The sequence below is a fragment of the Nonomuraea sp. ATR24 genome (assembly GCF_041950485.1).
Lineage (GTDB): Bacteria > Actinomycetota > Actinomycetes > Streptosporangiales > Streptosporangiaceae > Nonomuraea > Nonomuraea ceibae.
Window position 1 is genome coordinate 81,540 of the sequence record NZ_JBGNUU010000009.1, and the last position, 17,323, is coordinate 98,862.

Below are 17,323 nucleotides of genomic sequence, written 5' to 3' on the forward strand. Positions count from 1 at the left end.
CGCGAGGGCCGCGCGCCGGAGCGCGCGGCCCTGTGCCGGCGAGGTCGCGCCGGTAAGCTGGAGGCCGGTCAGCTGGAGAACAGCATCCCCACCCAGCTGCGCTGGCGGTGGTGACCGTAGTGGCCGCCCGGGTGGCCGCCACGCGGCGGGGCGCCCCACGCGGGGCCGCCGGGCGCGGGAGGCGGGGGAGCGGCGTGGTAGGCCGACTCCATCTGCGTCAGAGTCTCGAGCTCGCCGTAGTCCAGGAAGATCCCACGGCAGTTGTCGCACTGCTCGATGTGGACGCCGTTGCGCTCATATGTCCGCATGTTGCCGCGGCACTTCGGGCACTGCATCTAGTCGCTCTCCTTGGCCTCGTGGTTCTGAGCAAAACCTACCGCGCGCAACGCCCTCGCGCTGTGACGATTCTGTTGCACGACTCGACCAACGAATGCTCGACCTCATCCAGTTCCCGGCCGTCCCTGGCGGCGTTGACGACCGCCACGGCGGCCAGCTGGACGGTGACCGCGCGGGCGGGCAGGTCCAGGCGCCGCCACGGGTCCTCGCCGCCGCCCAGCGCCGGTCCGCCCGAGCCGAGGTACGCGCCCAGGAACCGATCCCAGACGACAGGATCCAGTAACCCTGCGGCATACCAGGCGGCCGGTCTGGCCAGGTCCCACGCCGGGTCGCCGACCCCCAGGTCGTCCACGTCGATGAGCAGCCAGCGGTCGCGGCGCACGAGCTGGCCCAGATGCCAGTCGCCGTGCGTCAGCAGGCCGGGCCCCGGCTCCGGCTCCGGCAGCTCCGCGAACGCCCGCCGCACCAGGCTCTCCACCGGCCCGTCGCCGGTCATCCGCCGCACCGCGCGCGCCGCCCGCGCGGGACCTCCGGCCGGCGGCAGCGCCGGCACCACCGTGAGGGGCACGGCGTGCAGCCGGGCCAGCAGCCTGGCCCCCTCCTCCCACGGCGCGGACTCCGTCTCGTCCTGGCCGATCGGGCGGCCCGCCGGCCACACCGACACCGCGCGGCCCGCCACCGTCAGCACCTCCGGCTCCAGCGGCGCCAGCATCACCCCGGTCAGCGCCGCCGACGCCGTCGCCCGCAGCCGGGGCCGCAGCGCCTCCACGTCGTCCCGCGCGGAGTGCGCCTTCACCACGACCTCACCGCGGCGTAACACCACCACGTCGGTCCGCGTCGGGTGCAGCACGGGCTCGCCCGTCCCCCCGTACGCGCCCGCGACAACCGCCAGCTCAGCCTCCAGACCCATCCGTACAGCCTAGGACCTTCCGCCCACGCCTCCCCCGGCCCGTCCGGCCGCCGGGCCCGTCCGCCTGCCCGCCCTGCAAGCCCGCCGGGCGCGGGCCTCTACGCTGCTCCGCAGGGGTTCTGATTCCTGTCCGCCCGCCTCGGAGGTCGTCCATGAGAACCGGTTTCGCCGTGCCGCAGTCCGGAGCCTGGGCCACGCCCGCGAACATGCGCCGCGTCGCCGTCCGGGCCGAGGAGCTCGGCTACCACGAGCTGTGGACGTTCCAGCGGGTGCTCTACCCGGTCGGGCACCCGATGGGCGCGACCTACCGCAGCGTCCACGACCCGCTCGTGACGCTCGCCTACCTGGCCGGGATCACCCGGACCGTCCGGCTCGGCGTCGCCGTCGTCAACGCCTTCCTGCAGCCCGTCGCGCTGGCCAAGCAGCTCGCCACCCTCCAGGCCGTCTCCGGCGGGCGGCTCACCGCGGGGCTCGGGCTCGGCTGGGTGCCGGAGGAGTTCGAGTCCGCGGGCGTCGGCTTCGAAGGGCGCGGGCGGCGCGGGGAGGAGTTCGTCGAGGTGCTGCGCAAGGCGTGGACCGACGACGTGGTGGCGCACCAGGGCGAGTTCTACCGCGTCCCGCCCTCGCACGTCGACCCCAAGCCGTCGCCCGTCCCGCCGCTGCTGCTCGGCGGCACCGCCGACGTGGCGCTGCGGCGGGCCGGGCGGCTCGCCGACGGCTGGGTCAGCTCCAGCCGGGAGAACCTGTCGGAGATCGGGTCGCGCGTGGCCGTCGTCAAGGAGGCCGCCGAGCGGGCCGGCCGGGACCCGGCCGCGCTGCGGTTCGTCTGCCGGGGCGTCACCCGCGTCCGCGCCGGGGCCGGGCCAGACCGGCGGCTCCTCACCGGCACCTTCGAGCAGATCCGCGCCGACGTCGCCGCCCTGGAGGCCGAGGGCGTCACGGACGTCTTCCACGACCTCAACTTCGACACCGCCCACGTCGAGCTGGACGCCGGAGAGGCGATGCGGCGCGCCGAGGAGGCCCTGGAGGCGCTCGCCCCGCACCGGTAGGCGCGGGGGTCAGCCTCCGTAGGGGACGGTGATGATCTCCAGGTTGTGGCCGTTCGGGTCGAGCCAGTAGAGGCCGCGGCCGCCGTCGTTGGTGTTGATGCGGCCCGCGTGCCGGTGGTACGGGTCGGCCCAGTAGGTGAGGCCGCGGTCCTTGATCCGGGCCCAGATCTCGTCGAACTCCGCCTCGCTCACGAGGAAGGCGTAGTGCTGCGGGTGCACGTCGCCGTCCGCCTGGATGACGTCGAGGGAGACGCCGTTGGCGAGCTCGACGACGCGGAACGGGCCAAACTCGCCGGCGGGCTGCAGTCCGAGGACGTCCACCAGGAAGCGGGCGGTGGCGTCGCGGTCGCGGGCCTCCACGATGGTGTGGTTGAGCTGTACGGGCATGGGCGCCCCTCCTTTCGCCGTCCGTCCCAGGCTACGTCCGGCCCGCGACGGGCGGGCCGGGCAGCGGGCCCGGGCAGCGGGCCCGGGCAGCGAGGCCGGGCAGCGGGCCCGGGCAGCGAGGCGGGTCAGCCGGCGAGGCGGAGGGCTTCGGCGGCCACGGCGTGGCGCAGGGCGCGGATGCCGTCGCGCCCGCGCACCGGGTGGACGGCGTTGGTGAGCAGCACCACCGTCAGCCCGTGCGGCGGCGAGACGACCAGCGAGGTCCCGGTGAACCCGGAGTGCCCGAACGCGCCCGCCAGCGGCCCGACGATGCCCGGGTCGCCGATCCGCACGCCGAGACCGTGCCGGAACGGCGCCCCTTCCGCGCCCTGGTCGCGCAGCATCTCGGCCACGCTCTCCCGCCGCAGCAGCGGCCGCCCGCCGGGGGAGGCGCCGCCGAGGCGCAGGGACTCGCCGAGCGCGAGCACGTCGTCGGCGGTGCCGAAGACGCCGGCGTGGCCCGCGACGCCGCCGAGCGCGTAGGAGGTCTCGTCGTGCACCTCGCCGCGCACGCAGCCGGGACCCGGGCGTTCCGGCTTCCACTCGGTGGCGGCGACGCGGTGGAGCTCGGCGGGCCGGTAGCCGGTGTCGGCCAGGCCCAGGACGCCGGTGACGCGGGCGGCGACCAGCGCGTCGAGCGGGGCGCCGCCGGCCACCTCGGCGACCCGGCCCGCCATGATCATGCCCACGTCCGTGTACAGGTACGGGCCGCCCACCGGCGCGGTGACGGGCGTGTCGATCATGGCCGCCATGCGGGTGCCGGGGCTGGCGTCGGGCAGCTCCAGGTCGATGCGGCGGATCGGCTGCAGGCCCGCCGTGTGGGTCAGCAGCCGGCGCAGGGTGATCCGCGCGTCGCGGCCCGGCAGCCAGGTCGCCACCGGTTCGTCGAGGTCCAGCAGGCCGTCCTCGGCCAGCGACAGGATGGCCGCCGTGGTGAACAGCTTGCTGATCGACGCCAGGTCGAAGATCGAGTCACGGCGGGCCGGCGGCCTGTCGCCGGCGAGCGTGAAGTCCGCGTCGCTGTAGCGGACGAGCTCCCCGGCGGCGGCGGACGCCACGACCGCGCCGTCCACGGCGATGAGCGCGACCGCGGCCGGGCACACGCCCGGCACCCCCTCCGCGAGGATCGCCTCCAGCCGGTCGGACATCTCCTCACACCTCCCCGTATGTGATGGCCCGTACGTGATGGCCCGTGTGGTGCTTCGGTCAGCTCAGCGCGTCGCTGAGGCGCTCGCCGTGCGACTCCAGCAGCGCACGGGCGCCGTCGGCGTCCAGCCCGTGCTTGAGCATGACGACGGCGATCTTCGCGTGCCCGCCCGCCGCGTCCAGCGCCTTGCCCGCCGCGTCGTGGTCGGCGCCGGTGATGTCGCTCACCATGCGCACCGCCCGGCCGGCGAGCTTGCTGTTCATGGCCGACATCTCGATCATCTTGTTCCCGTACGTGCGTCCGAGGCGCACCATCGAGATGGTCGAGATCATGTTGAGCACCAGCTTCTGCGCGGTGCCCGCCTTGAGCCGGGTCGAGCCGGTCACCACCTCGGGGCCGACGACGACCTCGATGGCGTGCTCGGCGGCGGCCGACAGCGGCGCGCCGTCGTTGCACGACAGGGCGGCGGTGAGCGCGCCCCGGCGGGCGGCCTCGGCCAGCGCGCCGAGCACGAACGGGGCACGCCCGCTGGCCGACACGCCCACCACGGAGTCGAGCTCGCCCACTTCCAGCTCGGCGAGCGCGGCGGCGCCCGCCGCGGCGTCGTCCTCGGCGCCCTCGATGGAGCGGGTCAGGGCGTCGGGGCCTCCGGCGATGATCCCCACCACGAGCTCGGGGTCGGTGCCGAAGGTCGGCGGGCACTCGGAGGCGTCGAGCACGGCGAGCCTGCCGGACGTGCCCGCGCCCACGTACAGGAGCCTGCCGCCCTTGGCCATCCGCGCGGAGATCGCGTCGATGGCGTCGGAGATGGCCGGGATGGCCACCGCGACGGCGGCGGGCACGGCCGCGTCGGCCTGGTTCATCAGCCTGGCGAGCTGCGCCGTCGGCAGCCGGTCGATCTGGCTGTAACGGGGGTCGCTCTGCTCGGTGGACAGCTCGGGTAGCGGATCAATCATGACGCTAATTTCCACCCTTTACTTCTCTCTTGTAAATATCTTTCAGACAATGGGTTCATGTCATACGTACGCACCGGAGCTGAACGGCTGGCCGCGGATCCTTCGCTGGCGGCCGGAGCACGCCTCGGCCTGATCACCAACCCCACCGGGGTTCTGCCCGACCTGACCCCCACCGCCGACGCCCTGCTGGCCGCCGGCACGCCGCTGACGGCGCTGTTCGGCCCCGAGCACGGCATCAGGGGCACCGCCCAGGCGGACGGGAGCGAGCAGGACCCCGTCGACCTGCGGACCGGCCTGCCGCTGTTCGACACGCACAAGGCGTCCGGCGAGGCGCTGGACGAGATCGTCGCCCGCTCCGGCGTGGACACGCTCGTGTTCGACATCGCCGACGTCGGAGCCCGCTTCTACACCTACGTCTGGACGATGTACGACCTGATGGCCTCGGCCAGCAGGCTGGGCCTGCGGTTCGTCGTCCTCGACCGGCCGAACCCGCTCGGCGGAACCATCACCGAGGGCCCGCTGCTCGACCCGGCCTTCGCCAGCTTCGTCGGCCGCTTCCCGCTGCCGGTGCGGCACGGCAGGACCGCCGGGGAACTGGCCACGCTGTTCGGCTTCGACCTGGACCTGCGGGTCGTCACGATGGAGGGCTGGCGGCGGGAGATGTCCCACGCCGACACGGGCCTGCCCTGGGTGATGCCGTCGGTCAACATGCCCACCCCCGACACCGCCCTCGTCTACCCCGGCACCGGGCTGTTCGAGGGCACCGGGTTCTCCGAGGGGCGCGGCACCACCCGGCCCTTCGAGCTGGTCGGCGCGCCGTACGTGGACGAGCGCTTCCAGCCCGCGCTGGCGGCGCTGGACCTGCCCGGCGTACGGTTCAGGGACACCTGGTTCACGCCGACCTTCCACAAGCACGCGGGCACCGCCGTACGCGGCGTCCAGCTCCACGTGCACGACCGGGAGGCGTTCCGGCCGGTGCTGACGGGGCTGTCGATGCTGCACGTGGCCCGCACGCTCTACCCGGACGACCTGGTCTGGTGGGGGCCCGAGCTGTTCATGGACCACCTGTGGGGCTCCGACTCGCTGACCAGGTGCCTTGAGGAGGGGCGGGACCCGCGTGAGCTCTGCCCCGACCCCGCACCCCCCGGCGGGCCACTGCTCTACGGGTGACCTCACGCCAGTTCGCGCCCGTACAGCCAGAAGACCCTCTCGGCCCGGGCGCCGACGGCGCGCGAGTAGAACCGCAGCGGACCGACCCAGCCGATCTGGGCGGTCCGCTGACCGGCGGCGCGCTGGTCGGCCAGGCAGCGGCGCAGCAGCACCCCGCCCACGCCCAGGCCGCGCGCCTCCGGCGCGGTGCCCATGGGGCCGAACCATGCCGGGCGGGCGCCCCAGGCGGCGAACCCGAGGACGCGGCCGTCACGCTCGGCGTGGTGCACGCCGGCGGCGTTGGCCACCTCCCAGGCCCAGTTCTCGTTCCAGTGCTCGCGGGCGAAGGCCACGACCCGCTCGCGGCCGTCGCCGGTGGCGTGCACGCTCACGCCCTGCCCGGCCAGGCGGCGCACGTCGTCGCCGGTGGACAGGTCGGCCGACAGGTCGGCGGTCATGTTCCAGGCGACGCGGGACTGCTCGTAGCCGAGGCTCTCGGCCAGGCAGGCGGCGGCGGTGTAGCGCACGTCGATGCCGGGCCAGGCGTAGCAGGGCGGGTTGCCGGCGAAGACGGCGCGCCGGGCGCCCTGCCCGCGCAGCCAGTCCTCCGCCGCGCGTGCCAGGGCCCGGCCGCGCCCCTCGCCCTGGCGGTCCGGGTGCACGGCCAGCAGGTCGATGTGGCCGACGCCCGGGTCCCTGCCCGACACGGAGGCCAGCGCGACGCCGCCGTCGGTCAGCAGCGCGGTCCAGCGGCGGCCCGCGGGCGGGGCCGCCAGCCGGCGGACCAGGGCGGGCGCCTCCCCGGCGTCGAGCGTCAGGGCCGCGCGCGCCACCTCCCCGGCCGCGGCGAGCTCCGCGTCGCCGGGATCCGCCACCACGCGCACGTCCGGCAGCGGCCGGGACGTGTCAGGGGAGGGCACGGTCACACCTCGCTCAGCGGGCGGGCGATGACGCTGCGGCGCTCGGGGTAGAAGCAGGCGTGCTCCTGCGGGAAGCCCTCGCTGACCTGCAGCAGCGGGCGCTCGCCGCAGCGCTCGCCGCGGAACGGGCACCGGCTCGCGAACAGGCAGCCGGTGTCGTCGCCGGTCGCGTCCAGCGACGACAGCGGGACGACCGGCTGCTCGCCCGGCCGCTCCAGGCCGTGCAGCACCGGGATCGCCGACAGCAGCGACTGCGTGTACGGGTGGACGGGATCGGCGATCACGGTGTCCACGGCGCCGCGCTCGACGACCTGGCCCCGGTAGATCACGTACAGCTCGCCGTCGTCGCCGATGTACCGCGCGGTGGCCACGTCGTGGGTGATGAACAGGACGCTCACCCCGAGCCGCTCGCGCAGGTCCTTCAGCAGCGCCAGGATGCCCAGCCGGAGCGAGACGTCGATCATGGAGACGGCCTCGTCGGCGACGAGCATCTCCGGGTCGACGGTCAGCGCGCGGGCGATGACGACCCGCTGGCGCATGCCGCCCGACAACTGGTGCGGGTAGCGGGCCAGCACGCTGCCCGGGTCGAGGCCGACCAGCGACAGCACCTCGGCGGCCCGCTCCTCGATCCACCCCTTCGACCGGCCGGTCTGCTTGGCGCGCAGGCTCAGCGGCGCGAACAGCGTCTGGTGGACGGTGCGGGTGGGGTTCAGCGCCGAGTACGGGTCCTGGTGGATCATCTGGATCTTGCGGAAGTGCGGCTGGCGCTGCTTGGGCTTCAGGCCGGACATCGCCGTGCCGTCGATGACCACCTCGCCCTCGTCGTAGGACTCCAGCCCGGCGATGATCCGGCCCAGCGTGGTCTTGCCGCAGCCGGACTCGCCGATGAACGAGGCGGCGCCTCCTTTGGGGATGGCGAAGTCGACGCCGCGCAGCGCCCGCACCTCCCGCCCGGCGAGCACGTTGCCGCGCTGCTTGAAGGTCTTGACGATGCCGGTCCCGGTAATCACGCGTGCTCCTTCACGGTCACCGCATGGCAGGCGACGATCCTCGGGCCGTGCGCGACGGCCTCGGGGTCGACGGTGTCACAGACGTCCATCCGCAGCGCGCACCGCTCCCGGAACACGCAGCCCTGCTTGGGCACGGTGGCCAGCGTCGGCGGGCGGCCGGGCAGCGCCCGCGCCTCGTCGATGTCGCCGACCAGCCGGGGGATGGCGTTGATCAGGCCCTTGGTGTAGGGGTGGCTCGGCCTGCCCAGCACCTCGCGGGTGGGGCCCTGCTCGACCAGCCGCCCGCCGTACATGACGGCGAGCCGGTCGGCGACCTCGGCCACCACGCCGATGTCGTGGGTGATCACCAGCGTGGTCAGGCCGCGCTCGGCGTGCACCTCACGGACGATCTTGAGGATGTTGGCCTGCGTGATCATGTCGAGCGCGGTCGTCGGCTCGTCCAGCACCACCAGGTGGGCGTTGAGCACCAGCGCCAGCATGATGCCGACGCGCTGGCGCATGCCGCCCGACAGCTCGTGCTGGTGCGAGTCGAGCACCCGGGCGCCGTCCAGGCCCATCCGGCCCAGCAGCTCCTTGGCGTCGCGCACCAGGCCGCGCAGGTCCTCCACGCCGTGCGAGCGGCCCAGGTCGAGCAACTGCTTGCCGACCGTCTTGAGCGGGTTGAGGGAGTTCTGCGCCGCCTGGAAGACGTAGCCGATGTGGCGGCCCCTGGCCTTGCGGAGCTCCTCGCCCTTGAGGGCGGCCACGTCGCCGAGCCCGTCGATCTCCACCGAGCCGGCGGAGATCCGGCCGGGCGGCTGCACCGCGTTCAGCAGGGACAGGGCCAGCGTCGACTTGCCGGACCCGGACTCGCCGACGATGCCGGTGATCGAGCCGGGCTCCAGGGTCAGGCTGACGTCCCGCACGGCGGGCAGCTCGCCCGCCGGCGTCTTGTAGACGACCGTGAGGCCGCCGATGCGCACTCCCGGCGCTTGTTCCGCCACTGCTACTCCTCACGCAGCCGGGGGTTGAAGATCTCGTCCATGGCGTCGACCACGAGCACGATGCCGAGCGTGAGCAGCAGGATCGCCAGCAGCGGCGCCAGCAGGTAGCCGAGCGCGTTCGGCTGGATCATGGCGCCCGCCTGGAACACGGCCAGGTTGAGCATCACGCCCCAGTTGTCCGACTCGTACGGCAGGACGCCGAGGAAGAACAGGCCCACCTGGGCGTAGACGGCTCCGGTCACCGAGATGAGCATGTTCATCGCGATGTACGGGGCCATGCTGGGCAGCAGTTCCTTGCTCACGATGTGCGTCGTGGACAGGCCCAGCCCGCGCGCCGCCTCGATGAAGCCGCGCTCACGCAGCGACAGCGTCTGCGCGCGCACCGCCCGGGCCACGCCGCCCCAGCCGAGCAGGCCGAGCACCAGGCCCATCTGCATCGGGCTGCCGAACTTCCACACGGTCGCCAGGACCAGCAGCAGCGGCAGGCCGGGGATGGTGAGCTTCATGTCGGTGATCCGCATGAGCACGGTGTCCCAGCGGCCCCGCTTGAAGCCGGAGAACAGCCCGATCGCGGTGCCGGCGACGACCGTGATGACCGCGGTCACCGCCGCGCACAGCAGCACGTACCGCGAGCCGGTGATGACCAGCGCGAGCACGTCGCGGCCCTGCGGGTCGGTGCCGAACCAGTGCTCCCAGCTCGGCGGCTTGGTGATCTGGTTGATGTCGCCCGGCAGGTGGTCGGGGTAGAACATCGGCCCGAACACGCCCATGAAGGCGAAGCCGACGACGATGACCACCCCGGCCATCCGGCTCGGCTTGCGCTTCATCACCCGCCACACGCCGCGCCAGAAGTTGCGGCGCATGGTCCCGGCGGCCGACGCCGACTCCGGGATGAGCGTGGCGCTCATGCCGCCTCCTCTCCGCCGCGCACCCGCGGGTCGATGACCGTGTAGAACAGGTCGGCCACGATGTTGGCGATGATGACCGCGACCGTGATGAGCAGGAACGCGCCGCCCATCGTGGCGTAGTCGCGCTCGTTGACGCTGTCGATGAGCAGCAGCCCGAGCCCCGGGTAGTTGAAGATCTTCTCGATGAAGACCGCGCCGCCCATGAGCAGGCCGAGCGAGAGCGCCAGGATCGTGAACAGCGGCAGGATCGCGTTGCGCGCGATGTAGCGGAAGACGATCGAGCGCTTCATCCCGCGCAGCTCACTGGCCAGGATGAAGTCGTCGCCGAGCACGGTGACCACGCTGGACTTCATCGCCAGGATCCAGCCGCCGTAGGCCGACAGCGCGTAGGTGACGACCGGCAGCACCGCGTGCTCGACGAGCGAGCCGATGTAGCCGGCGTTGAAGCCCGGCTCGAACAGGATGTCCACGGGCCCGTCGGCGGGGAACAGCGGGATCAGCGTGGAGAAGATGACCACGAGCAGCATGGCGAGCACGTACTGCGGGATGCCGTGCAGGAGCGAGCCGGAGATGGCCAGCGCGTCGCCGAGCTTGCCGGTGCGCTTGATGGCCGCGTAGACGCCGAGGATGATGCCGACGAGGAAGCTCAGCAGCGTCCCGGCCAGCACCGGTAGAACGGTCCACTTGGCCTTCTCGCCGAGGACGTCCAGCACCGGGGTGCCCGGCCTGGTGACGGACTCGCCGAGGTCGAGGCGGAGCAGCCCGCTCATGTAGTCGACGTACTGCTGCCACATCGTGCCGTCGGGCTGGAAGCCGTACAGCACCTTGACCGCCTGCGCCGCCGCCTCCGGCGACATGCCCTGCTCGACGAGCTTCTCGAAGCGGGCCGCCAGGGGGTCGCCGGGGATGTTGTTGATGATGAAGAAGCTGATCGTGGCGACGACGAGGATCATGACGAACCCGCGGGCCAGGTGGCCCGCGAGTCGGCGTGCGATGACCGTCATGGATTACTTCTTCGACTTGATCATGCCAGCCTGGATCCACACACCGGAGGCGAGCACACCGGTGCCCAGGCGGAGGATCTCGTCATCGTGCGGCCAGCCGGTGAAGCGGCTGTTGTTGACGAACTGGGTGTTGACGTAGTCCCAGAGCTGGATGACGGGCAGGTCCTGGTTGGCGGCCTTGGCCAGCTTGGCCATGATCGGCTTGGCCTCCTCGGCGGTGGCCGAGTTGAGCTCGCCGGTCAGCTCACCGGGGTTGATCTTCTCGCCGTCGACCTCGATCTCCTCGGGGCCGCCCATCCAGTTGCCGTTCTTGCCGGGCGCGGAGTGCGACACCTTGCCCTGGACGTTCGTCCAGCCGTTGGAGGCGCCGTAGAGGCGCTGGAAGATGTCGTACGGCGCGGGGCCGAGCGCCATCAGCCAGAAGCCCGCGTCGTACTTGCCGGCGGCCAGCTCCTCCAGGTAGAGCGGGTAGTCGGTGGTCGTGACGACCTCGGCGTCGACGCCGCCCTTGATGAGCTGGCTCTTGATGTTCTCCTGCGCCGACAGCCAGTCGGAGAAGCCGGACGGCGCGTGCATGGAGACCTTCCACGGCGTGCCGTCGGCCAGGGCCCACTTGCCGTCCTTCTTCTGCAGGCCGGCCTTCTTGAACTCCTCCTCGGCCTTGGCCAGGTCGGGAGCGTAGGGCTCGAGCTGCGGGACGGTCTCGGGGATCCAGGCCTGGGCGGCCTTCTGGTGGATGCCGCTGGTCGTGGTGGCCGCGGTGCCGCCCTCGGGCGAGGCGACCTTCGTGACCTCCTCGCGGTTGATCAGGTGGGCCAGGCCGCGGCGCACGTGCACGTTGTCGTACGGCTTCTTGCTCTGGTTGAACGCCAGGCCGACGGCGACCGGCGAGTAGCCCTTGATGACCTCGCTGCCCGGCGCCGCCTTGATGCGGTTCATCACGTCGGTGGGGGCGGCGACGAAGCCGGAGTGGTCGAGCTTGCCGGAGGTCAGGTAGTTCCAGATCTGCTCGTTGCCGGTGTAGTTGAGGAACTTCACCTGGTCGGGCGCGACGTTGGCGGCGTTGAAGAAGTTCTTGTTCTTGACCAGCAGCGCCTCGCCGGGGTTGACCCGCTCCAGCACGAACGGGCCGGCCGAGACGTCCTTCTGCGGCGCGAACGCGAGCACCTTCTCGCCCAGGCCGGTGATCTCCTCGCGGGCCTTCTCGGCGTCGGCGCCCTCGCCGCGGGCGGTCTTGATCTTGTCCCAGAAGTCGGCGGGCAGGACGCTGCTCCACACGTGCGCGGGCACGACCGTGGTGTCGAGGACGCCGCGCGCGAACTTCGGACTGGGGTTGTCCATGTTCTGGGTGATCTTCAGCGTCTTGTCGTCGACCACGGTGACCTCACCGGCCGCGCCCGCCGCGCCGGGCGTCACGGCGAAGGCCGTGCTGCCGACGGTGTAGGCGATGCCGATGGAGAGCTGCACGTCCTGCGCGGTGACCGGCTTGCCGTCGGACCACTTGGCGTTGGGCTGGAGCTTCAGCGTGATGGAGGAGTTGTCCGGGGCGATCTCCCAGCTCGCGGCCAGGCCCGGCAGCGCCACGTTCGGGTCCGTCAGGTGGTTCTTGACCCAGCCGAGCTTCATCGAGTTGAAGGCGGAGAACGAGTTGCCCTTGGGGGCGTACGGGTTGGGCGGGGCCGACGGCTCCAGGCCGGGCCGGTTCACGTCGATCGTGGTGAACAGGCCGCCACCGCCGCCGGACGAACCTGACGTGTTGGTGGTGCCTTCGCCGCCGCTGCACGCTGTGGCGGTGGCAAGACCCAGCAACGCCACTACCGCTGCTAGTCGCTTCATCTGCCGCTCCGGGGGTGTCGAACCTGTTGAGGATCTGTAGGGGTTGTCCGGACCCTACGATCGCGCCGGGGGCGCGTCAATAATCTCCAGATGTTGTGAGGCTAATGTAACTTTCCTTCATCACCCGCTCGGATGGCGCTCGTCTCCACCCGGGGGCCATCAGCCTATGCGGAGCACGGCAGCACCGCTGACCTGCCCGGTTGCCAGATCGGCGAGCGCCCGGTCCGCCTCCTCGAAGGCGTACGGGACGGTTTTCACGACCGGCGGGCGCTCGGCCGCCAGCGCCAGATACGCCCGCCCGTCCGCGCGGGTGTTGGCCGTGACGCTGCGCAGCGTGCGCTCCTGGAACAGGTGCCGCTCGTAGTCCAGCGGCGGGACGTCCGTCAGGTGGATGCCGGCGACGGCCAGCGTGCCGCCCCGCTCCAGCGCCTCCAGCGCCACCGGCACCAGGTCTCCGCTGGGCGCGAACAGGATGGCCGAGTCCAGCGGCTCGGGCGGCCGGTCGCCGGCCGAGGCCGCGCCCAGCTCCAGCGCCAGCGCGCGGGCCGCCGGCGAGCGGGTCACCACGTGCACCACCGCCCCGCGCGCGATCGCGGCCTGGGCGGTCAGGTGCGCCGACGCGCCGAACCCGTACACGCCCAGCCTGCCGCCCTCGGGCAGGTCGCAGCGCAGCAGCGCCCGGTAGCCGACGATGCCGGCGCACAGCAGCGGCGCCAGCGTCTCGGCGGGCGCGTCCTCCGGCAGCGGGTACACGTACGCGGCCGGAGCGGTCAGGTACTCGGCGAACCCGCCGTCGGCGTCCCACCCCGTGTAGGCGGACTCCGGGCACAGGTTCTCCAGGCCGCGCGCGCACTGGCGGCAGCGCCCGCACGTCGAGCGCAGCCACGCCACCCCGACCCGCCCGCCGTCGCCGCCTCCCGGCCGCACCACCCGGCCGACCGCCTGGTGGCCCGGCGCCGTCAGCGGCCGCCTCGGCCGCAGGTCGCCCTCGGCCAGGTGCAGGTCCGTGCGGCACACCCCGCACGCCTCCACGCGCACCAGCACCTCGCCCGGCCCGGCCACCGGAACCGGCCGCTCGACCAGCGCGAGCGGCCGGGACCTCATCGGCCCGGGCCGGTCAACCGCCCAGGCCCGCATCGGCCGCGGCGGCCGGGTCCGCGGCGGCCAGGGCCAGCCGCTCGTGGGCCAGCGAGGCGTACAGCGCCGCCCCGTCGGGCAGCACCGCGTCGTCGAACAGCGCCTCCGGCGAGTGGTTGTAGGCCGCCGTCGCCGGGTCCAGCCCCGGCGGGCACGCCCCCAGGAACACGAACGCCCCCGGCACCGCCTCCAGCACGTACGAGAAGTCCTCCGACCCCATCACCGGCTGCGGCGGGACGAAGAAACGGCCGGGCCCGAACAGCCCGTCGGCCGTGCGCCCGGCGAACCCGGCCTCCACCGGGTCGTTCACCGTCACCGGGTAGCCCATGCCGAAAGAGGTCTCCACGCCCAGCGCGTGCGCCGCCGCCACGCCCTCGACGACCTCCACCAGCCGCCGCTTCACCAGCGTCCGGTTGCCCGGGCTGAACGTGCGCACCGTCGCCTGGAAGACCGCCTCGTCCGGGATCACGTTGTCGGCCGAGCCGCCGTGGAAGCTGCCCACCGTCACCACCACCGGGTCGAACACGTCGAACGTGCGCGTCACCATCGACTGGATCGCCGCCACCATCTCGCAGCCCGCCTGGATCGGGTCCAGCGCCCGGTGCGGGCTGGAGCCGTGCCCGCCGCGCCCCTTGACCGTCACCTGGAACACGTCCGCCGCCGCCATGATCGGCCCCGGCCGCGACGCGAACAGCCCCAGCGGCAGCATCGAGGAGACGACATGCATCCCGTACGCCGCCACCGGCCGCTCGCCCGCCGCGTCGAGCACGCCCTCCTCGATCATGTGCTTGGCGCCCTCGTGCCCCTCCTCGCCCGGCTGGAACATGAAGATCACGTCCCCGGCGAGCTCCTCCCGGCGGGCGCTCAGCAGGTGCGCCGCCCCGGCGAGCATCGCGGTGTGCAGGTCGTGGCCGCACGCGTGCATCTGGCCGGCGATCTGCGAGCGGTAGGGCAGGTCGTTGCGCTCGGCGACCGGCAGCGCGTCCATGTCACCGCGCAGCAGGACGGCCGGGCCCGGCCGCCCGCCCCGCAGCACCGCCGTGACGGAGCTGAGCCGGGTGCCGAGGGTGATCTCCAGCGGCAGCCCGTCGAGCGCCGCCAGCACCTTCTCCTGGGTGCGCGGCAGCATGAGCCCCAGCTCCGGCGTGGTGTGCAGCGAGTGACGGAGGCGGACGAGTTCGTCCCGCATGTCCTGCGCGGATTCAGTGAACGACATGAAGAACATTGTTCACGTACCGGGGGGAAAGTCGATGAGCCGCGCTCGGTACGATGGCCGCGTGACCGAGCGTAAGCGGATCGACTTCTGGCTGTCCGACATGGACGGCGTCCTGGTCCACGAGGGGCGGCCGGTGCCCGGCGCCGACGACTTCATCAAGCGGCTCGGCGAGTCGGGCAAACGCTTCCGGGTGCTGACCAACAACTCCATCTACACCCAGCGCGACCTGTCGGTCCGGCTGGCCGGGGCCGGGCTCGACGTGCCCGCCGACTCGATCTACACCTCGGCGCTGGCCACCGCCCAGTTCCTGGACGACCAGCGGCCCGGCGGCTCCGCGTACGTGATCGGCGAGGCCGGGCTGACCACCGCGCTGCACGCCGCCGGCTACGTGCTCACCGACCTCGACCCCGACTACGTGGTGCTCGGCGAGACCCGCACCTACAGCTTCACCCAGATCACCCGGGCCGTCCGCCTCATTGAGGCCGGAGCGCGCTTCATCGCCACCAACCCCGACCCGATCGGCCCCTCCACCGAGGGCTCGCTGCCCGCGTGCGGCGCCGTCGCCGCCATGATCACCCGCGCCACCGGCGTCGAGCCGTACTTCGTCGGCAAGCCCAACCCGCGCATGATGCGCAGCGCGCTCAACGAGATCGGCGGCCACAGCGAGACCACCGCCATGATCGGCGACCGGATGGACACCGACATCGTCTGCGGCATGGAGGCGGGCCTGTTCACCATCCTCGTCCTCACCGGCGTCACCCAGCGCCACGAGGTCGACCGCTTCCCCTACCGGCCGTCGCTGATCGTCGACTCCGTGGCCGACCTCGTCGACCTGATCGAGCCCGCCGGGAGCTGAAGGCGGCGTCGGCCGGGGGTCAGCGGGGGCCGGCGATGAGCCGGGGCAGCGCCGTGATGTGCGCCGACAGGTAGTCGGCCACCGCCTCGGGGATGAGGTGGCGGGAGGTGATCTCCGCCTCCCGCAGCGGCACCCGCTCCACCTCGTACACCCCGCGCGCCGGGTCCTCGAACTCCGGCCCGTGCCGCAGCGCCGGGTCCATCGACAGCAGGCGGCACCCGTACACGTGCTGGGTCTTGACCCCGCCCTGCCACGGATAGCTGACCGTCGTCAGCGGCGTGACGGAGGAGACGGTGGCGCCGAGCTCCTCCAGCAGCTCGCGGTGGAGGGTGTGCTCCAGGGTCGCGTCTCCGGGCTCCACGTGGCCGCCCGGCACCGACCAGTAGACCTCCCGGCCCGGCACCGTACGCCGGAAGATCACCAGGCGCTCGTCGTCGTCGAGCAGGACACCTCGCACGCTCGGCCGCATACGCCCCACCTTATTTGACCTGTATGTCCTTCCGGTAATCTAACCTACGGTGCCGTAACCTTGAGGGAGAGGATCCTTGCATGGCGATGACCCAGACGCAGCTGCTGCACGAGCTGGAGCCGGTGGTGGCCGGCGAGCTCGACCGCCACGAGAAAGTGGCCAAGGAGTGGTTCCCGCACGAGTACATCCCGTGGAGCGAGGGGCGCGACTTCGACGGGCCCTACGGCGGCCAGGCCTGGCAGGAGGGCGACTCCAAACTGCCGGAACCCGCCCGTGTTTCGCTCATCGTCAACCTCCTCACCGAGGACAACCTGCCCAGCTACCACCACGAGATCGCCAGCACGTTCGGGCGTGACGGCGCGTGGGGCACCTGGGTGCACCGCTGGACCGCCGAGGAGGACCGCCACGGCACCGCGATCCGCGACTACCTGACCGTCACCCGCGCGGTCGACCCCGTCGCGCTGGAGCGGGCCCGCATGTCGCACATGCAGAGCGGCTTCGTCACCGAGTACGGCACGATGCTGCAGCAGCTCGCCTACGTCTCCTTCCAGGAGCTGGCCACCCGCATCGCGCACCGCAACACCGGCAGGGCCTCCGGCGAGGAGGGCTGCGAGCGGCTGCTGGCCCGCATCGCCGCCGACGAGAACCTGCACATGCTCTTCTACCGCAACCTGCTCAAGGCCGCCTTCGAGCTGGACCCGGACCAGACCATGCGGGCCGTCACCGACGTCGTCACCACCTTCCAGATGCCCGGCTCCAACATCGCCGGCTTCACCCGGATGGCCATGACGATCGCCCACGAGGGCATCTACGACCTGCGCCTGCACCTCGACGACGTACTCATGCCGGTGCTGCGCCAGTGGAGCGTGTTCGACAAGGGCGGGCTCGGCCCCGAGGGCGAGCAGGCGCGCGAGGAGCTGGCCGCGTTCCTGGCCAAGGCCGAGACCACGGCCGCCCGGTTCGTCGCCCGCCGCGAGGAGCGCAAGGCCCGCGCCCGGGGCTGACCCGGCA

At 72.5% G+C, this 17,323-nt stretch carries 18 protein-coding genes; 4 read left to right on the forward strand and 14 right to left on the reverse strand.

Annotated features, from left to right (window positions below; translation table 11 throughout):
• Nucleotides 1-68: 68 nt before the first annotated feature.
• Both ACBI99_RS22715 and ACBI99_RS22720 read right to left on the reverse strand, forming a co-directional pair.
• Nucleotides 69-335, reverse strand: coding sequence for a zf-TFIIB domain-containing protein (locus ACBI99_RS22715; protein WP_219514114.1), 267 nt, complete (start codon nt 333-335; stop codon nt 69-71).
• Nucleotides 336-373: 38 nt separating this feature from the next.
• On the reverse strand, nt 374-1,246 hold the full coding sequence (locus tag ACBI99_RS22720) for a phosphotransferase (RefSeq protein ID WP_219514112.1): 873 nt from the start codon (nt 1,244-1,246) through the stop codon (nt 374-376).
• Between the two features lie 152 nt (nt 1,247-1,398).
• Between ACBI99_RS22720 and ACBI99_RS22725 the strand changes: the two genes are divergently transcribed.
• Nucleotides 1,399-2,295, forward strand: a complete 897-nt coding sequence (locus ACBI99_RS22725) for a TIGR03619 family F420-dependent LLM class oxidoreductase (RefSeq protein WP_219514096.1) — start codon at nt 1,399-1,401, stop codon at nt 2,293-2,295.
• A gap of 9 nt (nt 2,296-2,304) precedes the next feature.
• Here the strand turns inward: ACBI99_RS22725 and ACBI99_RS22730 are convergent, their stop codons facing one another.
• The 3 genes from ACBI99_RS22730 to murQ all read right to left on the reverse strand — a co-directional run bounded on the left by ACBI99_RS22730 (nt 2,305) and on the right by murQ (nt 4,824).
• Entirely contained in the window at nt 2,305-2,682 is a 378-nt protein-coding gene (locus tag ACBI99_RS22730; RefSeq protein ID WP_219514094.1) for a VOC family protein, read from the reverse strand.
• Nucleotides 2,683-2,807: 125 nt separating this feature from the next.
• Nucleotides 2,808-3,869 (reverse strand): serine hydrolase domain-containing protein, encoded by a 1,062-nt coding sequence (locus tag ACBI99_RS22735; RefSeq protein WP_357590538.1) that lies wholly within the window; start codon nt 3,867-3,869, stop codon nt 2,808-2,810.
• A gap of 58 nt (nt 3,870-3,927) precedes the next feature.
• Nucleotides 3,928-4,824 carry an N-acetylmuramic acid 6-phosphate etherase gene (gene murQ, locus ACBI99_RS22740; protein ID WP_375073407.1) on the reverse strand — a complete coding sequence of 299 codons (897 nt, stop codon included), beginning with the start codon at nt 4,822-4,824 and terminating at the stop codon, nt 3,928-3,930.
• A gap of 57 nt (nt 4,825-4,881) precedes the next feature.
• Here murQ and ACBI99_RS22745 point away from each other — a divergent pair, with 57 nt between their 5' ends.
• Nucleotides 4,882-5,994, forward strand: coding sequence for an exo-beta-N-acetylmuramidase NamZ domain-containing protein (locus ACBI99_RS22745; protein WP_219514078.1), 1,113 nt, complete (start codon nt 4,882-4,884; stop codon nt 5,992-5,994).
• A 2-nt stretch (nt 5,995-5,996) separates the two neighbouring features.
• Here the strand turns inward: ACBI99_RS22745 and ACBI99_RS22750 are convergent, their stop codons facing one another.
• The 8 genes from ACBI99_RS22750 to ACBI99_RS22785 all read right to left on the reverse strand — a co-directional run bounded on the left by ACBI99_RS22750 (nt 5,997) and on the right by ACBI99_RS22785 (nt 14,987).
• Nucleotides 5,997-6,893, reverse strand: a complete 897-nt coding sequence (locus ACBI99_RS22750; RefSeq protein ID WP_375073408.1) for a GNAT family N-acetyltransferase — start codon at nt 6,891-6,893, stop codon at nt 5,997-5,999.
• 2 nt (nt 6,894-6,895) lie between these two features.
• Nucleotides 6,896-7,903: an ABC transporter ATP-binding protein gene (locus ACBI99_RS22755; protein WP_364182061.1), complete on the reverse strand. Its 1,008-nt coding sequence runs from the start codon at nt 7,901-7,903 to the stop codon at nt 6,896-6,898.
• Entirely contained in the window at nt 7,900-8,886 is a 987-nt protein-coding gene (locus ACBI99_RS22760) for an ABC transporter ATP-binding protein (protein ID WP_357590544.1), read from the reverse strand. The genes ACBI99_RS22755 and ACBI99_RS22760 overlap by 4 nt, the downstream gene beginning before the upstream one ends.
• A gap of 2 nt (nt 8,887-8,888) precedes the next feature.
• Nucleotides 8,889-9,794, reverse strand: coding sequence for an ABC transporter permease (locus ACBI99_RS22765; RefSeq protein WP_219514068.1), 906 nt, complete (start codon nt 9,792-9,794; stop codon nt 8,889-8,891).
• Nucleotides 9,791-10,798, reverse strand: coding sequence for an ABC transporter permease (locus tag ACBI99_RS22770; protein WP_375073409.1), 1,008 nt, complete (start codon nt 10,796-10,798; stop codon nt 9,791-9,793). The genes ACBI99_RS22765 and ACBI99_RS22770 overlap by 4 nt, the downstream gene beginning before the upstream one ends.
• A 3-nt stretch (nt 10,799-10,801) precedes the next feature.
• Nucleotides 10,802-12,634, reverse strand: a complete 1,833-nt coding sequence (locus ACBI99_RS22775; protein ID WP_357590546.1) for an ABC transporter substrate-binding protein — start codon at nt 12,632-12,634, stop codon at nt 10,802-10,804.
• Between the two features lie 159 nt (nt 12,635-12,793).
• Nucleotides 12,794-13,738, reverse strand: a complete 945-nt coding sequence (locus ACBI99_RS22780; RefSeq protein ID WP_375073410.1) for a zinc-binding alcohol dehydrogenase family protein — start codon at nt 13,736-13,738, stop codon at nt 12,794-12,796.
• Nucleotides 13,739-13,751: 13 nt separating this feature from the next.
• Nucleotides 13,752-14,987, reverse strand: coding sequence for a M20 family metallopeptidase (locus ACBI99_RS22785; RefSeq protein ID WP_375073411.1), 1,236 nt, complete (start codon nt 14,985-14,987; stop codon nt 13,752-13,754).
• A 100-nt stretch (nt 14,988-15,087) separates the two neighbouring features.
• On the opposite strand from ACBI99_RS22785, the gene ACBI99_RS22790 reads away from it, so the two are divergent.
• Nucleotides 15,088-15,843 carry an HAD-IIA family hydrolase gene (locus ACBI99_RS22790; RefSeq protein WP_246646480.1) on the forward strand — a complete coding sequence of 252 codons (756 nt, stop codon included), beginning with the start codon at nt 15,088-15,090 and terminating at the stop codon, nt 15,841-15,843.
• 19 nt (nt 15,844-15,862) lie between these two features.
• On the opposite strand, the gene ACBI99_RS22795 is transcribed toward ACBI99_RS22790, so the two are convergent.
• Entirely contained in the window at nt 15,863-16,312 is a 450-nt protein-coding gene (locus ACBI99_RS22795) for an NUDIX hydrolase (protein ID WP_357590550.1), read from the reverse strand.
• An 80-nt stretch (nt 16,313-16,392) separates the two neighbouring features.
• Between ACBI99_RS22795 and ACBI99_RS22800 the strand changes: the two genes are divergently transcribed.
• Nucleotides 16,393-17,316: an acyl-ACP desaturase gene (locus ACBI99_RS22800; RefSeq protein WP_219514043.1), complete on the forward strand. Its 924-nt coding sequence runs from the start codon at nt 16,393-16,395 to the stop codon at nt 17,314-17,316.
• The last annotated feature ends 7 nt before the right edge of the window (nt 17,317-17,323 follow it).

What these genes read in the sequence shown, in the direction of transcription:
- ACBI99_RS22790 (WP_246646480.1), top strand. Translation starts at nt 15,088, where the DNA reads ATGGACGGCGTCCTGGTCCACGAGGGGCGGCCGGTGCCCGGCGCCGAC.
- ACBI99_RS22775 (WP_357590546.1), bottom strand. Translation starts at nt 12,634, where the DNA reads ATGAAGCGACTAGCAGCGGTAGTGGCGTTGCTGGGTCTTGCCACCGCC.
- ACBI99_RS22795 (WP_357590550.1), bottom strand. Translation starts at nt 16,312, where the DNA reads ATGCGGCCGAGCGTGCGAGGTGTCCTGCTCGACGACGACGAGCGCCTG.
- ACBI99_RS22735 (WP_357590538.1), bottom strand. Translation starts at nt 3,869, where the DNA reads ATGTCCGACCGGCTGGAGGCGATCCTCGCGGAGGGGGTGCCGGGCGTG.
- ACBI99_RS22800 (WP_219514043.1), top strand. Translation starts at nt 16,393, where the DNA reads ATGGCGATGACCCAGACGCAGCTGCTGCACGAGCTGGAGCCGGTGGTG.
- ACBI99_RS22785 (WP_375073411.1), bottom strand. Translation starts at nt 14,987, where the DNA reads ATGTCGTTCACTGAATCCGCGCAGGACATGCGGGACGAACTCGTCCGC.
- ACBI99_RS22720 (WP_219514112.1), bottom strand. Translation starts at nt 1,246, where the DNA reads ATGGGTCTGGAGGCTGAGCTGGCGGTTGTCGCGGGCGCGTACGGGGGG.
- ACBI99_RS22770 (WP_375073409.1), bottom strand. Translation starts at nt 10,798, where the DNA reads ATGACGGTCATCGCACGCCGACTCGCGGGCCACCTGGCCCGCGGGTTC.
- ACBI99_RS22715 (WP_219514114.1), bottom strand. Translation starts at nt 335, where the DNA reads ATGCAGTGCCCGAAGTGCCGCGGCAACATGCGGACATATGAGCGCAAC.
- ACBI99_RS22780 (WP_375073410.1), bottom strand. Translation starts at nt 13,738, where the DNA reads ATGAGGTCCCGGCCGCTCGCGCTGGTCGAGCGGCCGGTTCCGGTGGCC.
- ACBI99_RS22730 (WP_219514094.1), bottom strand. Translation starts at nt 2,682, where the DNA reads ATGCCCGTACAGCTCAACCACACCATCGTGGAGGCCCGCGACCGCGAC.
- murQ (WP_375073407.1), bottom strand. Translation starts at nt 4,824, where the DNA reads ATGATTGATCCGCTACCCGAGCTGTCCACCGAGCAGAGCGACCCCCGT.
- ACBI99_RS22725 (WP_219514096.1), top strand. Translation starts at nt 1,399, where the DNA reads ATGAGAACCGGTTTCGCCGTGCCGCAGTCCGGAGCCTGGGCCACGCCC.
- ACBI99_RS22745 (WP_219514078.1), top strand. Translation starts at nt 4,882, where the DNA reads ATGTCATACGTACGCACCGGAGCTGAACGGCTGGCCGCGGATCCTTCG.
- ACBI99_RS22765 (WP_219514068.1), bottom strand. Translation starts at nt 9,794, where the DNA reads ATGAGCGCCACGCTCATCCCGGAGTCGGCGTCGGCCGCCGGGACCATG.